Source organism: Nocardioides sp. S-1144 (assembly GCF_005954645.2).
In the GTDB taxonomy this organism is placed as follows: domain Bacteria; phylum Actinomycetota; class Actinomycetes; order Propionibacteriales; family Nocardioidaceae; genus Nocardioides; species Nocardioides dongxiaopingii.
Genome location: NZ_CP040695.2, coordinates 4133861 through 4148617 on the forward strand (window position 1 = coordinate 4133861; position 14757 = coordinate 4148617).

General features: G+C 74.2%; 13 protein-coding genes. 5 read left to right on the forward strand and 8 right to left on the reverse strand.

Going from position 1 to position 14757, the window contains the following annotated elements; all coding sequences use genetic code 11:
- Position 1 precedes the first annotated feature (1 nt).
- The 3 genes from FE634_RS19515 to FE634_RS19525 all read right to left on the reverse strand — a co-directional run bounded on the left by FE634_RS19515 (position 2) and on the right by FE634_RS19525 (position 3295).
- On the reverse strand, positions 2 to 637 hold the full coding sequence (locus tag FE634_RS19515) for a DUF4397 domain-containing protein (protein WP_187366760.1): 636 nt from the start codon (positions 635 to 637) through the stop codon (positions 2 to 4).
- Between the two features lie 250 nt (positions 638 to 887).
- Positions 888 to 2132, reverse strand: coding sequence for a fatty acid desaturase family protein (locus tag FE634_RS19520; protein ID WP_138876844.1), 1245 nt, complete (start codon positions 2130 to 2132; stop codon positions 888 to 890).
- Positions 2133 to 2155: 23 nt separating this feature from the next.
- Positions 2156 to 3295: a ferredoxin reductase gene (locus tag FE634_RS19525; protein ID WP_148240896.1), complete on the reverse strand. Its 1140-nt coding sequence runs from the start codon at positions 3293 to 3295 to the stop codon at positions 2156 to 2158.
- An 85-nt stretch (positions 3296 to 3380) separates the two neighbouring features.
- On the opposite strand from FE634_RS19525, the gene FE634_RS19530 reads away from it, so the two are divergent.
- Positions 3381 to 4556, forward strand: coding sequence for a PucR family transcriptional regulator (locus FE634_RS19530; protein ID WP_137294786.1), 1176 nt, complete (start codon positions 3381 to 3383; stop codon positions 4554 to 4556).
- A gap of 9 nt (positions 4557 to 4565) precedes the next feature.
- Positions 4566 to 5429 (forward strand): SGNH/GDSL hydrolase family protein, encoded by an 864-nt coding sequence (locus FE634_RS19535; protein ID WP_138876845.1) that lies wholly within the window; start codon positions 4566 to 4568, stop codon positions 5427 to 5429.
- A gap of 129 nt (positions 5430 to 5558) precedes the next feature.
- Here the strand turns inward: FE634_RS19535 and FE634_RS19540 are convergent, their stop codons facing one another.
- Positions 5559 to 7079 (reverse strand): amidohydrolase, encoded by a 1521-nt coding sequence (locus FE634_RS19540; RefSeq protein ID WP_148240897.1) that lies wholly within the window; start codon positions 7077 to 7079, stop codon positions 5559 to 5561.
- Positions 7080 to 7115: 36 nt separating this feature from the next.
- Between FE634_RS19540 and FE634_RS19545 the strand changes: the two genes are divergently transcribed.
- Complete coding sequence (locus FE634_RS19545) at positions 7116 to 7790, forward strand: hypothetical protein (RefSeq protein WP_138876846.1); 675 nt, start codon at positions 7116 to 7118, stop codon at positions 7788 to 7790.
- Here FE634_RS19545 and FE634_RS19550 read toward each other — a convergent pair.
- Positions 7778 to 9283, reverse strand: a complete 1506-nt coding sequence (locus FE634_RS19550; RefSeq protein ID WP_138876847.1) for a serine/threonine-protein kinase — start codon at positions 9281 to 9283, stop codon at positions 7778 to 7780. The genes FE634_RS19545 and FE634_RS19550 overlap by 13 nt on opposite strands.
- A gap of 41 nt (positions 9284 to 9324) precedes the next feature.
- Here FE634_RS19550 and FE634_RS19555 point away from each other — a divergent pair, with 41 nt between their 5' ends.
- Entirely contained in the window at positions 9325 to 9903 is a 579-nt protein-coding gene (locus FE634_RS19555; protein WP_137294791.1) for an RNA polymerase sigma factor, read from the forward strand.
- Positions 9900 to 11396: a M1 family metallopeptidase gene (locus tag FE634_RS19560; protein WP_148240898.1), complete on the forward strand. Its 1497-nt coding sequence runs from the start codon at positions 9900 to 9902 to the stop codon at positions 11394 to 11396. The genes FE634_RS19555 and FE634_RS19560 overlap by 4 nt, the downstream gene beginning before the upstream one ends.
- Positions 11397 to 11653: 257 nt before the next feature.
- Here FE634_RS19560 and FE634_RS19565 read toward each other — a convergent pair whose 3' ends face one another.
- The 3 genes from FE634_RS19565 to FE634_RS19580 form a co-directional block, all read right to left on the reverse strand.
- Positions 11654 to 12028 carry a hypothetical protein gene (locus tag FE634_RS19565; RefSeq protein ID WP_246060867.1) on the reverse strand — a complete coding sequence of 125 codons (375 nt, stop codon included), beginning with the start codon at positions 12026 to 12028 and terminating at the stop codon, positions 11654 to 11656.
- A 10-nt stretch (positions 12029 to 12038) separates the two neighbouring features.
- Complete coding sequence (locus FE634_RS19570; protein ID WP_187366761.1) at positions 12039 to 13034, reverse strand: NAD-dependent epimerase/dehydratase family protein; 996 nt, start codon at positions 13032 to 13034, stop codon at positions 12039 to 12041.
- A 91-nt stretch (positions 13035 to 13125) separates the two neighbouring features.
- Entirely contained in the window at positions 13126 to 14682 is a 1557-nt protein-coding gene (locus FE634_RS19580) for a serine/threonine-protein kinase (RefSeq protein WP_138876851.1), read from the reverse strand.
- Positions 14683 to 14757: the final 75 nt, after the last annotated feature.

The following is a 14757-nucleotide window of genomic DNA, read 5'->3' on the forward strand; positions in this document are numbered from 1 at the left end:
GTCAGCTCACGGGACTGGCGAGGACTGCGAGGCCGGCCGAGCCGGTCTCCACCCGCGTGGGCGCCTCGGTGCCGTCGCCGCGCAGCGGGGTCTCACGGACGATCACCCGCATCGAGCCCCGGCGCGGGTTGCCGACGGCGTAGACCGAGGTCAGCGTGCCGGCGCGCAGCGTGACCTCCAGGGGGCCGAGGATCGGCTCGCCCTTGATGCCGCTGGGCAGCAGGGCGACCTGGTGGGCGCCGGCGGCGACGTCGGCCTCGGCGTACTCGCCGTTGGCGATGTTGGTGAAGACGACCTGGCCGTCGACCTCGACGTCGGCCGGTGCTGTCGTCGCGGTGTGGGCCAGGACGACCCGGGCCTTGCCCGGACCGATCGGGTCCATCGGGGTCGGGTAGATGCTGACCACCGGCTCGCCGTCGACCGCGGCGGGGTTGTGCACCACCACGTCGCTCGCCGAGCCCGCGCCGACCTCGACGGTCGCCTCGACGGACCCGCCGTCGAAGGCGAACTCGACGGCGTGCGGGCCGGCGTCCAGCGTGACCGGCGGCGCGACGGCACCGTCGGCGAGGCCGGCGGCCACCTCCTCGCCGTCGACGCTCACGACCATCTCGGCGCCGGGCACGGCTTGCACGAACACGACCGACCCGGCCCCGCGCGGTGGCGGACTCGCCGCACCGGCGCCGGAGCCCGGCGCGGCCGCTGCGGTCACCGCCGCGAGGGCACTGGTGACGACTCCGACGATGAGCAGACGCGCAAGCCCCATGACCAACCCCCCGGTAGGTGCACGCAGCAGCGCGCTACCTCATGGTGGGCCGAATGACGGAACGACGCGCCACCCCTCGGGGCGATTTCCTCGATGTTGAGGATGCGCGCCGACCGACCAGGGGTCAGGCGGCGGCCTTCTCGGCCTTCTGACGCTTCTCCAGCTGGACCAGGCGGGCCTGGGCGGCGCGGCGGATCTTGGGGCCCTTGGTGCTCATCGCCCACAGCAGCTTGGCCTGCTCGGGGACGTTCTTGACCTCGGTGGTGGCCAGGAAGCCGTTCGGCAGCGAGAGCCGGACGACGCGGTGCCAGGCGCTCGCGACCTGCTGCGGCAGCGGGGCCGAGTGGTAGCGCAGGCCGTACTTCTCGAACAGCGCCTCCACCTGCGGGGCGATCTCGGCGTACCGGCTGCTGGGCAGGTCGGGGAAGAGGTGGTGCTCGATCTGGTGACTGAGGTTGCCGGTCATCAGGTGCATGAACTTCGAGCCGGAGATGTTCGCCGAGCCGAGCATCTGGCGCAGGTACCACTGGCCGCGGGTCTCGTCGGCGGGGATCGACTTGCGCTCGAAGGTCTCGACGCCCTCGGGGAAGTGACCGCACATGATCACCGAGTGCGACCAGAGGTTGCGCACCAGGTTGGCGGTGAAGTTGGCGGCCAGGGTCGGCAGGAACGAGCCGGTCGGGACCGACAGCGCCGGGTGGACGACGTAGTCCTTGGTGGCCTGCTTGCGGATCTTGGCCAGCGTCTTGCGGGCGTTGGCCTTGAAGGTCTCGCTGCGCTTCTCCTTCGGGATCGACAGGTTCTTGCCGAGCTCGAGGTCGTAGGCGGCGATGCCGTACTCGAAGAAGCAGGCGTTGATGAAGTTCCACAACGGCTGGCCGAGGTGCATCGGGTGCCAGCGCTGGTCCTCGTCGATGCGCATGATGCCGTAGCCGAGGTCGTTGTCCTTGCCCACGATGTTGGTGTAGGTGTGGTGGATCTCGTTGTGCGAGTGCTTCCAGCCTTCGGCGGTGGAGGCGTTGTCCCACTCCCACGTGGTCGAGTGGATCTTCGGGTCACGCATCCAGTCCCACTGGCCGTGCATGACGTTGTGGCCGATCTCCATGTTCTCGAGGATCTTGGCGATGCTCAGGCCGACGGTGCCCGCGACCCAGGCCGGGGGGAAGACGCTGGCCAGCAGGACGGCGCGCGAGCCGAGCTCGAGCTTGCGCTGCACGTCGACGACCCTGCGGATGTAGGCCGCGTCCTTCTCGCCGCGCGCGTCGAGGATGTCCTGGCGGATCGCGTCGAGCTCGAGGCCGAGCTGCTCGACGTCGGTGTCCGAGAGGTGCGCGGTCGGGTTGACGGGGAGCTTGGTGATGACGGTCATGAGCAGTCCTGTTCTCGTGGAGATCAGTGGTCGATGGTGCAGGCGCCGGCGGCGGCGCTGATGCAGGTCTGGATCGGGACGCCCTCGGGGCCGGTCTCGCCCGGGACGGCGACGGTGAGGGCGCCGTTGCGCAGGTCGCGGACGGCGCCGGAGCGCATCGGCAGCACGCAGCCGAAGCAGACGCCCATCCGGCAGCCGCTCGGCATCAGGACGCCGGCGCTCTCGCCGGCGTCGAGGATCGGGGTGGTGCCGTCGGCGTCGACGGTGATGCCGTTGGTGAAGGTGACGGTGCCGCCGTCGCCGGTCGCGCCGAGGGTGACCGGGCGGAACCGCTCGGTGGTCAGCTCGAGGCCGCGCTCGGCGTGGTGCCGCTCGAGGGCGTCGAGCAGGCCGGCCGGGCCGCAGGCGTAGGTGAGCCGGTCGGCCAGGTCGGGGACCAGCTCGGCGAGGTGGTCGACGTCGAGGATGCCGTCGCGCACGTCGTAGCGCTCGACGAGGCGCAGGTGGCCCGCGGCGTCGTGGGCGCGCAGCTCGTCGCGGAACATCGCGGAGTCCTGCGAGACGTTGATGTGCACCAGCACGATGTCGACGGTCGGGACGACGGCGCGCGAGTAGAGGTTGCGCAGCATGCCGATGACCGGCGTGATGCCCGAGCCGCCCGTGACGAGGAGCAGCTTGTCGGGCATCGGCACGGGCAGCACGAAGTCGCCCTCGGCCGGGGCCATCTGGATCATCTGGCCGACGCGGGCGCGGTGCACGAGGTGCCCGGAGACGACGCCGCCGGGGATCGCCTTGACGGTGATCGAGACGTGGCCGTCGGGGCGCGGGCCGTGGGTCAGCGAGTAGGTGCGCCACAGCCGGACGCCGTCGACGTCGACGCCCACGCGGACGTACTGGCCGGGCACGTGGCCGCCCCAGTCCTTGCCCGGCTTGAGGACGATCGTCGCGGAGTCGGCGGTCTCGGGGCGGATCTCGACGATCCGGCCGCGCAGGTCGGCGCCGGCGCGCAGGGGGTGGAAGACGTCGAGGACGTCGTCGAGCTGGAGCGGCGTCACGGCGGCGTCGGCGAGGGCGCGCAGGCGCTGCCTCAGCGTCGGTCGCGGGGTCGGCCGGGCCGGGCCGGCCGCGGTGGCGGCCTCGCGGGGCGGGGCGGTGGACGTCATACCTTCAGTCTGCCCGTCTCTGGCGCTAAACTCCTGACCTCACCACGTGAACCTCCGCTGCGCTCTTGTTCACAAAGGACAAAGAATGGCCCCACGGCCCCGCAGGACCGCCGACCACGGCCTGCTCCTGCCCCCCGAGGTGGTCAGCGGCATCCGCGCCGACCTGCCCCGCGTCGCCGACGACGTCGTCGCGGCCATCATCGAGGAGGTGCCGGGCTACACCGACGCGTTCAGCGGTTCCATGGGCGAGACGATAGCCAGCGCGGTGCAGATCGCGCTCGGAGGATTCCTCTCCCTGGCCAGCGGACGCCGCGGCTCCGACCCGCGCACGCCGGCCGCGCCCGCCGTCGAGGGCGCCTACCAGCTCGGCCGCGGCGAGGCCCGCAGCGGTCGCAGCACCGACGCGCTGCTCGCCGCCTACCGGATCGGCGCGCGGGTCTCCTGGCAGCAGATGGCGAGCGGGGCGGTGCGCGCCGGGCTGGACGCCGACACGCTGGCCTCGTTCGCGGCGCTGGTCTTCGCCTACATCGACGAGCTCTCGGCGGCCAGCGTCGCCGGCCACACCGACGAGCTCGCCACCACCGGCCGGGTGCGCCAGCGCCACCTCGAGCGGCTGGCGCAGCACCTGGTCGGCGACTCCACGCCCGAGCAGGTCGTCGCGGCGGCCGAGCGGGCCGACTGGCCGCAGCCGACCACCCTGACCGCGGTGATCCTCCCCGACTCCCAGGTGCGGCCCGCCCTGGCCTCGCTGCCCGCCGCGACGCTGGTGGCCGTCGAGGCTCCCGGGCTCGACGGCGTCGTCCTGCTGCTCGTGCCCGACTCGCACGACCGCTCCCGCGGCGTGCTGCTGCGGACCCTGCGGGGTCGCGGCGCCGTCGTCGGCCCGGCCCGGCCCTGGCTGGAGGTGCGCACGTCGTACCGGCGGGCGCTGCGGGCCCGCGCCCTCGGCCTGCCCGACGACACCGAGCGGCACCTGCCGACCCTCGTGCTGACCGCGGACGCCGACGCGCTCGCCGACCTGCGCGCCCGGGCGCTGGCGCCGCTGGCCGAGCTGCGCCCGGCGACGGCCGAGAAGCTCACCGAGACCCTGCGCGCCTGGCTCCTCCACCAGGGCCGGCGCGACGACACCGCGGCCGCGCTCTTCGTGCACCCCCAGACGGTCCGCTACCGCATGACCCAGCTGCGCGAGGCCTTCGGCGAGGGCCTCGAGGACCCCGACACCGTGCTGGCCCTCACCCTCGCGCTCGGGGTGGCCCCGTAGGTTGGCGCGGTGCGTCGACTCGTCCCCCTCCTCCTCGCCGGCACCCTCGCGGTCGGCGTCAGCGGCTGCTCGGGCGGAACCGACACCACGCCCCCACCGGAGCCGACCTCGACGTCCGGGCCGGCGTCCGAGGGCGCCGGCGCGGACGCCGTCTCCTACGTCGCGCTCGGCGACTCCTACGCCGCCGCGCCCGGCGTCCCGAACACGTCCGGCGCCGACGGCTGCTTCCGCTCCGACCAGAACTACGCCCACCTGCTGGCCGCGGCCGACGAGACGATCGCGCTGACCGACGTCACGTGCAGCGGCGCGACCACCGACACCCTCCTCGCCCAGCAGGTGCCGGCGCTCGACGCCGGGACCGACCTGGTCACCCTCGGCATCGGCGGCAACGACTTCGAGCTGTTCCTCACCCTGATCAGCCAGTGCAGCGGTTTCGGCCCCGACGCGCCCGGCACCCCGTGCACGGAGGCGGTCGAGGCCCGCTCGGAGCAGCTGCTGCCGAAGATCGAGAAGAACATCGGCGCCACCCTGGACGCCGTCCAGGAGGCCGCGCCGGACGCCCGGGTGATCGTGGTCGGCTACCCCGCGCTCCTGCCCAGGCGGGGCACCTGCCCCGAGCTCGTGCCGCTCGCCGCCGGCGACTACCCGTTCCTCAACGAGGTCACCCAGGGGCTCTCCGACGCCCTGCGGTCGCAGGCCGAGGAGCGCGACCTCGACTTCGTCGACGTCGCCCGGGCCAGCCGCGGCCACGACATCTGCTCCGACGACCCGTGGGTCAACGGCGCCGAGACCGCCGCCGACGGCACCATCCCGTTCCACCCCTTCGCCGCCGAGCAGGCCGCCGTCGCCGACCTGATCGCCGCCCTCCGCTGACCCACCCCCGCTGACCCGTCAGTGATCAGCGACGGGTCAGCGCCCCACTCCCGGTGACCCGTCAGTGATCAGCGACGGGTCAGCGCTCCACCCCCGCTGACCCGTCAGTGATCAGCGACGGGTCGGCGGCTAGAGGGTGCGGTGGACGACGTCGCCGCCGACGAGGGTGAGCGCGACGGTCATGGAGCGCAGGTCGGCCGCGGGGTCGCGGTCGGGGGCCGCCGGGCTGACCGGGGCGAGCGGGTCGCGGTCGAGGAGGGCGAGGTCGCCGCGGGAGCCGACGCGGACGCTCGGCTGCTCGTCGACCGACGCCGCCAGCGCCTCGCGCGCGGTGAGCGCGTGCTCGGGGTGCCACGGGTCGCGCTCGTCGGCGCTGCGGTGGACGGCGGCCGCGATCGACAGCCACGGGTCGAGCGGCGAGACCGGGGCGTCCGACCCGAGCACCAGCCGGACGCCGGCGTCGAGCATCCAGCGGAACGCGAAGGAGCGGTCGCCGCGACCGGGCCAGATCAGCTCGGTGAGGTCGCGGTCGTCGAGCAGGTGCGAGGGCTGGACGCTGGCGCGCAGGTCGAGCGCGGCGAGCCGGGCGACGTCGTCGCGGGCGATCAGCTGGGCGTGCTCCACCGAGCCGGTCGCGCCGGTCGCGGCGTAGGCGTCGAGGGCCGCGCCGACGGCGGCGTCCCCGATCGCGTGCGTGGCGACCTGCAGGCCCGACATGTGCGCGCGGGCGAGCAGCGCCCGCAGCTGGTGCGGCGCGAGGTTGGCCGCACCCGAGGGGTCGGGCAGCCGGTCGCCGTCGGAGTACGGCTCGCAGCACCACGCCGTCCGGGTGTTGAGGGAGCCGTCGCTGATGATCTTGAGCGAGCCCATGACGAGCCGGTCGTCGCCGTCGAGCGGGTGACCGGTGCGCAGCCCGGCGGCGATGACGTCCTCGAGGCCCTCGGCGTAGGTCGCCATCCGCACCCGCAGCAGGTCGCAGCCGGCCCCCCACCGCTCGACCCACTCGGCGGCGCCGCCGGTGAACTCGAAGTCGACCAGCCCGACCAGGCCGCGGGCGGCGGCGTCCTCGAGCGAGGCGCGGTAGGCCGGCGCCGCGGTGCCGTCGTCGCCGGTGAGCCGGGTGAGTCGCTCGTAGGCCGCGAACCACTCGGTCTCGCGCACCACCTCGTCGCGGGCGCCGAGGCCGAGGGCGGCGAGCGCGGCGCTGTTGAGCCAGGCGTGGTGGGCGTCCCCGGCGATCAGGACCACCGGCGTGACCCCCGAGACGGCGTCCAGCTCGGCGACCGTCGGGTCGCGCGTCCAGACGCCGGGGCGGTGCCCCCAGCCGATGACCGGGCGGCCGGGCGAGGCGCCGACCAGGGCGCCGACCAGGGCGCAGGCCTCGTCGGGCGAGGCGGCGCCGGCGGTGTCGACCCGCTGTCGGGTGAGCGTCCACTGGCCGAGGTGCACGTGCTGGTCCCACAGGCCGGGAACCAGCCAGCGGCCGCCCGCGGCGACCTCCTCGACGCCGTCGGGGCGCGTCAGCGACGACCCGACCTCGGCGACCCGCCCGTCGCGCACGAGGACGTCGACCGGCTCGCCGCCCGCCGGCGCGGCCTCGCCGTCGCCCAACGGCACGATCCGGCACTCGCGCAGCAGCAGGTCGCCCACGCGAGGACGCTAACGGACCGGGATAGGGTCTCGCCCGTGAGGTGGTGGGTCTCGGGTGCCGTGCTGCTGGCGCTCCTCGTCGGCGGTGCGGGCGGCTACGCCGTCGCGACCCGCGACGAGCCCGCCGAGCCGGGCCGCACCACGTTCGCCGAACCGGCCCCGGTCGCGGCCGACCACCCCCGGCTGCCGGTCCAGCTCTACGAGCCGGACCCCGACGACGACCCCCTCGAGCCGGACATCCCGCTGGAGCAGGTCCGGCTGACCGCGCTCAACGCGAAGGGGCAGCCGTCGAGGTACTCGGTGTCGGTGCCGATCCCGAAGGAGTGGGACGACTCCTTCAACGGGGTGTCCAGGTGGACCTTCACCAAGGAGGGCAACGACTCGATGTCCTACGGGATGCGCCTCGACATCATCGCCGGTGAGGAGGAGACGATGGACCGCGCCATCTCGATCCGCCAGGCCCAGCTCAGGTCGGCGGACGCCCAGGGCAACCTGGGCGACGTCGAGTTCTCCGCGCAGGACGACTCCGGCTTCACCGTGACCTTCGTCGAGGACGGGTACCGGCGCGTCAGCATGGAGCTGTTCATCCCCGACGCCGACGGCAACGCCTTCGCCGCCATCGCGGTCTACGGTCGCGAGCGCGACCTGAGCGGCATCGAGGACCTGGTCTCGCTCGTCGACGCGAACATCACGACGATTCAGAGGCCGTAGGTCCGCACCGCGTCGAGCACCCGGACCGCGGAGCCCCGGTCGCTGCTGCGCAGCTGGACCCACAGCAGCTGGCCGTCGTTGACCCGCACCACCCGCTCGACGATGACCGCGGCGTCGCCGCTGCACCCGGCGTAGAAGACCGTGACCGACGGCGGCGCCGGGCCGAGCTCGTCGCGCTGCGGGTCGCCCGCGGACGTGCACTGCTCGTGGCCCGGCACCGCCTCGGGCAGCTCGGTGCCCGGGAGCAGGCCGAGGAAGACCCCCTCCCCGTCGGTCGTCCACGACGCCGACGTGCCGACCGACAGCGCGGCGTACTCGGTGTCGGTCGCGTTCGGCGGCATCCAGGGCGCCCCCGACTGGGCGTCCCACCCCGGCGGGACGGTCACCTCGAGCTGACCCGAGTCGTCCTCGACGGTCGCCGCCGCGGGCTCGGGCTCGGGCTCACCGGCCTGCTCGGCGTAGAAGCCGGCGGCGGCGCCGGCCCCGAGCGCGACGAGGACGGCGGCCGCGACCGCGAGGCCGCGGACGGCGCGGCTGCGCCGCCTCGGCGGCACCGGGTCGGGCAGCGGGCCGGTGCTCGACAGCGGCGAGGGACGCTCGCCGGGCTGCGTGAGGGCCGGGTCGACGGGCAGGGCGCGGACGCCGTCGCCCGGGGCGTCCCACGCGTCGAGGGCGGCGGTCAGCTCCGCGACGTAGGCCGCGACCGACGACCAGCGGTACTCGCGGTCGTGCGCGAGCGCGCGGCGGACGACGGCCTCGACGCGGTCGGGCAGCTCGCGGTCGGGCGTCGAGAGCGGCAGCGGGTCGGTGGGCGCCGCGGCCGAGGACAGGCTGCCGTGGTTCCAGGGGAGCCGCCCGCTGAGGAGCAGGAAGGTCAGCACGCCGAGGCTGAACTGGTCCGCGCGCGCGTCGGGCGTCTCGCCCTGGGCCTGCTCGGGCGCGACGTAGGCCGGCGTGCCGGCGATCATCGTCAACCGCGACGAGACGTCGAGCGCCTTGCCCAGCCCGAGGTCGCCGACCATCGCGCGCACCTGGCCGGAGCCGTGCTGCCCGTCGATGGTGCGGAAGAGCACGTTGGCCGGCTTCACGTCGCGGTGCAGGATCCCGCGGTCGTGCAGCGCCTGGAGCCCGGCGCCGACCTGGCTGACCACCTCGAGCGCCTGCGGCACCGTCACCCCGCCCGACGCGAGCCGGTCGGCGAGGGTGCCCTGGTCGGCGTAGGCCATCACCAGGTAGGGCCGGCCGTCGTCGAGGGCCCCGGCGTCGTAGACCGGGACGACGTGCGGCGACTCCACGCGCCGCAGGTAGCGGCCCTCCTCGACGAAGCGGGTGCGGACCTCGTGCTGCTCGGACCAGTTGTCGGCGAGCACCTTGACCGCCACGGGGGCGTCGAGCTGCTCGTCGTAGGCGAGCCAGACGGTCGCGAAACCGCCGCTGCCGATCCGCCGCCGGACCGCGTAGCGACCCAGGTGGCTCGGACCGGGACTCGACACCCCTGCATTATGTTCGACGCCACAGGGGAAGGAGCACCGGCATGACCGCCACCAGTGGAGACGTCGCCACGCCCGACGAGATCGACGAGCTCGCCCACCGCGCCCAGGACGGTGACCGCGAGGCGCTCGAGCTGGTGCTCGCCGCGATCCGGCCGCGCACGCTGAACGTCTGCCGCGGGGTGCTCCCCTACAGCCCCGACGCCGAGGACGCCTGCCAGGAGGCGCTGCTCAACATCGCCACCAAGATCGGCTCGTGGGGCGGCCGCGGCCGCTTCACCACCTGGACCCACGTGGTCGCCGTCAACTCGGCCCGGACGACGTACCGGCGGATGAAGAACCAGGCCGTCGCGACCGACCCGCAGGAGCACAACGTCGTCGGGGAGAAGCCCGACCCGCGCACCACCAGCGTCATCGCCGGCACCCGCCTCGACCTCCTCGAGGCGATGGAGACGATCGAGCGCGACCACCCCCAGTACGTCGAGCCGCTGCTGCTGCGCGACGTCTACGGCATGGCCTACGACGAGATCGCCACGCTGCTCGGCGTCCCGCTCGGCACCGTGAAGGCCCAGATCCACCACGGCCGCAAGCTCGCCCGCCCGCTGCTGCGGGGCGAGGCGTGACCCGGCGCCGGCAGCGGGTCCTGGCCGGCACCACCCTGGTCTCCCTGGCGCTCCTCGCCGCCGGGTGCGGCACCGCCGGCAAGATCGCGACGTCGTCCGAGCCGTCGTCCTCGGCGGCTCCCTCCTCGCCCGGCTCGTCGTCGGCCGGCGAGGACCCGACGGACCCGGCCCCCGAGGCCGACCTCGACCTCGCGCTCAGCGAGCCGGCCGAGGACTCCTACTACCCCGAGGTCGGCGACCCGTCGGTCGACGCGCTGCGCTACGACCTCGACCTCACGTGGGACCCCGCGACCGACACGCTCACCGGCACCGAGACGCTCACCTTCCGCTCCACCGGCACCGCCGAGGAGTTCCAGCTCGACTTCGCCGAGCCGCTGGAGATCACCTCGCTGACGCTCGACGGCGCCGAGGTCGACCACGAGCACCGCGGCAAGGACCTGATCGTCTCCGCGCCCGTCGAGGAGGACGCTCGCCACGAGCTCGTCGTCGAGTACTCCGGCACCCCCGCACCGGTCCCGGCACCGACCGAGCGCTCCGACCTGGCCACCACCGGGTTCACGATCGACGCCGAGCACCAGACCTGGACCATGCAGGAGCCGTTCGGCGCCTACACCTGGTACGCCGTCAACGACCAGCCGGCCGACAAGGCCCTCTACGACTTCACCCTGCACGTGCCCGACCCGTGGACCGGGGTCGCGAACGGCGCGAAGGTCTCGGACGAGACGGCCGACGGCACCCACACCACGGCGTTCCACCTCGCGGAGCCGGCGGCGGCCTACCTGGTGACGCTGGCGTTCGGCGACTACCGCGAGACCACCGACGTCGGCCCGAACGGCGTCCCGATCACCTACTGGACGCCGCGGGACATGGAGCCCGGCAGCGGGCTGCGCTACTCCCCCGAGGCGATGGCCTGGCTCGAGACCTACCTCGGCCCGTACCCGTTCGACACCGCCGGGATCCTCGTCGTCGACTCCGAGAGCGGCATGGAGACCCAGACCATGATCACGCTGGGCGACACGGAGTACTCGATGGCCGAGAACACGGTCGTGCACGAGTTCGCCCACCAGTGGTACGGCGACCAGGTCACCCCCGACGACTGGCGCGACGTCTGGATGAACGAGGGCATGGCGATGTACCTCCAGCTGATGTGGGAGGCCGAGCAGTCCGACGTCCCGCTCGACTCCTACCTCGAGGGCTACGCCGGCTACGAGTCCGACTACCGCGCCCAGTCCGGCCCGCCGGCCGACTACGACCCCGACGCCTTCGGCAGCTCCAACGTCTACTTCAGCGGCGCCTTCTTCTGGCACGCGCTGCGCGAGCAGGTCGGCGACGAGGTCTTCTTCGCGGCGGTCAAGGGCTGGCCGCAGTCCCAGGACAACCGCAGCACCGACCGCGAGACGCTCCTGGCCTACCTCGAGGACCAGACCGGCGAGGACCTCGACGTCCTCTGGGACGCGTGGTTGCTCGGCGACACGAGTCCCGAGCTCCCCTGACGCGCTCCGGTCGGCGTCCGGTGGGTGAGTGGGTGAGTGGCCCCAGCCGCGCAATTGCCGACGTTCGCTCAGTTCGCGCGGCCGGAACTGAGCCAGTCTCGGCAATTGCGCGCGTGGGGCACTCGGACGGGCGGTGGGCGGCCCCAGCCACGCAATTGCCGACGTTCGCTCAGTTCGCGCGGCCGGAACTGAGCCAAGTTCGGCAATTGCGCGCGCTGGGCCAGCCGGACGCCGGCGCCGACGCCGGGGCGGAGCGGTCAGGCCTCGTTCGGGAGGACCAGCCGCGGGACGCCGCCGAGACCGAGGCGGTAGCGGACGTGGGTGGCGTGCTCGGAGAGCTTGGCCCAGAGGGCGGCGTGCGCGGCCCACGGGAGCGGGTCGTCGCCGTGGTACCAGCTGTCGCCGAAGGAGATCCAGACCGGCGTCCAGGAGCGCGCGTCGTCCCAGGCGCCGCGCTTGGCCTCGACCATCCGGCGCCGGATCTGGAAGGCCTGCCGCGGGCCGTCGGCGCAGATCGGTGCGGTCGCGACCGGCCACACCCACAGGTCGAGCGGCATCAGGTCGAGCTCGAGCTCACGCAGCATCGCGGGGTCGACCAGGACGGTCGCCACGTTCTGGTGGGGAGGCCTCACCCGAGGCAGGTTACGTCGCGCCCCAGGCCCTGAGCACCTCCCGCTCGTGCTCCCGGGACAGTCCCGTGCGCGTCGCGTCCGGGTGCGCGCGCAGCCAGGCCAGGGTGTCGCGCGCGGTCTCCGCGACCGGCCGGACCACCAGGCCGGCGTCGAGCGAGGGACGCGCGTCGTGGGCGAGCATCCCGTCGTGCTCCGGGCGCGGCAGCCACAGCGGCAGGCCGCGCTCGCCCGACCACGGCTCGACGCCGTGCTCGGCGAGCACGTCGTCCGGCACCCAGGTCAGGGCGGCCTCCGAGCCCACGCCCTCGGCCACCCCGGCCAGCAGGTCGCCGATCGGCGTCGCGGGGCCGACGCCGTCGTACTCGCCGGCGGTGCGCTGCTCGGCCAGGGTGACGAGCCAGGCCGCCAGGTCGCGCACGTCGACGACCTGGACGACGTCCTCCGGGCTCCCGCCGGCGAGGACCTCCGACCCGTCCGCGGCCTCGACGAGCCGCTCGGGCCAGTAGCCGAACCGCGACGTCGGGTCGCCGGGCCCGCAGATCAGCCCCGGCCGGACGATGGTCGAGGACGCCGCGCTCGCCGTCACCGCCAGCTCGCAGCCGCGCTTCATCGCGCCGTAGACGTCGGAGTCGCCGGGCACGAGGTCGCCGTCGGTGTGCACCGGCTCGACCAGCGGCAGCGTGCCGGGCCGGCCGCCGGGCGTGCCGGTGTCGGCGTAGACGTTGATGGTCGAGACGAAGACCCAGTGCGCGTCGGTCCACGCCGACAGCCCGGCGCGGACCCACGACGGGTGCCGGGCGACGTCGACCACCGCGTCGACGCGGCCGACGTCGTCACCCGGGGCCGGGTCCCCGGCGCCGCGGTCCCAGCGCACCAGCCGCGCGCCCTCCGGGACCGCACCCGAGGCGCCGCGACAGGCGCAGACCACCTCGTGCCCGCGACGCACCGCCTCCGCCGCCACCTCCTCGGACAGGAACACCGTGCCGCCGAGCACCAGGAGTCGCATGGACCCACCTCACCTGCTCACCGCGCGCCGGGCAAGCGAATCTGCCCAGGGCAGCAGGGCACGAGGACCGGCGCGACGGGGTGGGGGCGGGTCAGGGGGCCGGGGGCGAGCTGCTGAGCAGGTCGCCGATGCAGCTCAGCCCGGCCTGGAGGATCGGTCCGGCGATGGCGGGGTCGTCGGCGTCGGCGAGGAACTGGAGGTCGTCGTCGAGGATGCCGAGCTGCTGGAGCCCGTCGACCCCCTCCTGCTCAACGAGGTTGCGGGCGATGCAGGCGCTGCTCGCCGGGTCGGAGCCGGCGGTCGGGTCCTCGAGGAAAGCCGCGGTGAGGTTGGCGATCGCCCGCTCCTCCTCCTCGCTGCTCCCGCCGCCGGTCGTCGGCCCGGTCGTCTGCCCGGTCGTCTGCCCGGTCGTCTGCCCGGTCGTCGGGTCGGCCGCCCCGCCACCACCGCCACCGCCCGCGCCGTCATCGCCGTTCACGAGCAGCACGGTGGTGACCACCCCGCCCACGCCGAGCACGACGGCCAGGACGGCGACCACGACCCAGGTGCGCCGGCGGCGGGTCGGTCCCGACGGACCTGGGCGCGACGGCGGGCCGGAGTCGTTGAACGTCGGGGGCGCCGGCGACGGCGTGCGGAACGGCGGCGCGGCCGGAGCCGGCGTCCGCGAACCCGGGGCGGGGGTCGGCGTGGGCGTCGGCAGCTGGGGCGGCGCGAAGCGCCACGGCTGCCCCGGCCGGGGCGTGGTGACCTCGGAGGCGCGCTCGGTGTCGTCGAGCGGGCGCACCGGCGTCGGGTCGTCGGGGAGCCGGACGACCCGGCGCAGGTCGTCGCGCATCGCGGTCGCCGACGGGTACCGGTCGCCCGGCTGCTTGGCCAGCGCCCGCTGGAGCACCCGGTTGACCTCGGCGGCCAGCGGGCCGGTCGGCGCGAGCTGCGGGACGTCGTCCTCGAGGTGGGCCATCACGATCTGGTAGTCGGTGGCACCGCTGTAGGGCGCCCGTCCGCTCAACGTCGCCCACAGCAGGCAGCCGAGGGAGTAGATGTCGGAGGCCGGGCCGGCCACGGAGCCGGTGTGCAGCTCGGGCGCCATGTAGGTCGGCGTGCCGACGGTGCCGCCGACCTGCGTGAGCTGCGTCGCGGCGCCGACCTGGCGCGCGATCCCGAAGTCGCCGAGGTAGGCGGTGAGGGCGTTGTCGCGGTTGCGGAGCAGCACGTTCGCCGGCTTGATGTCGCGGTGGATCAGCCCGGCGGCGTGCGCGTCGGCGAGCCCGTCGGCCACCTGCGAGATGAGGTTGACCGCGATCCGCGCGGGCGGGCGGCCGTGGCGCGCGAGCATCTGGCCGAGGTCGCCGTCCGGGATGAGCTGGGAGGCGATGTAGAGCCGCCCGTCGGCCTCGCCGAAGGAGTACACCTGCACGACGTGCGGCGAGTCGAGCGAGGCCTGGGCCTGCGCCTCCCGGGTGAACCGCGCCCGGAACCCCTCGTCGTCGCCGATGCGCGGGGTGATCACCTTGAGCGCGACCTGGCGGTTCAGCTGGGTGTCGAGGGCCTGGAAGACGATGCCCATCCCGCCGACCCCGAGGCGTCGTCCGAGCCGGAAGGGGCCCAGCAGGGCGCCCTTCTCGGGGGTCTCGGACGACGTGGTCATGACAACCTCTCTACCCGTTCGGGGCGGTGGCAGTCGCCGGTCCCCCCGCTCGGACCGTGCCCAGTTTGCCCAATC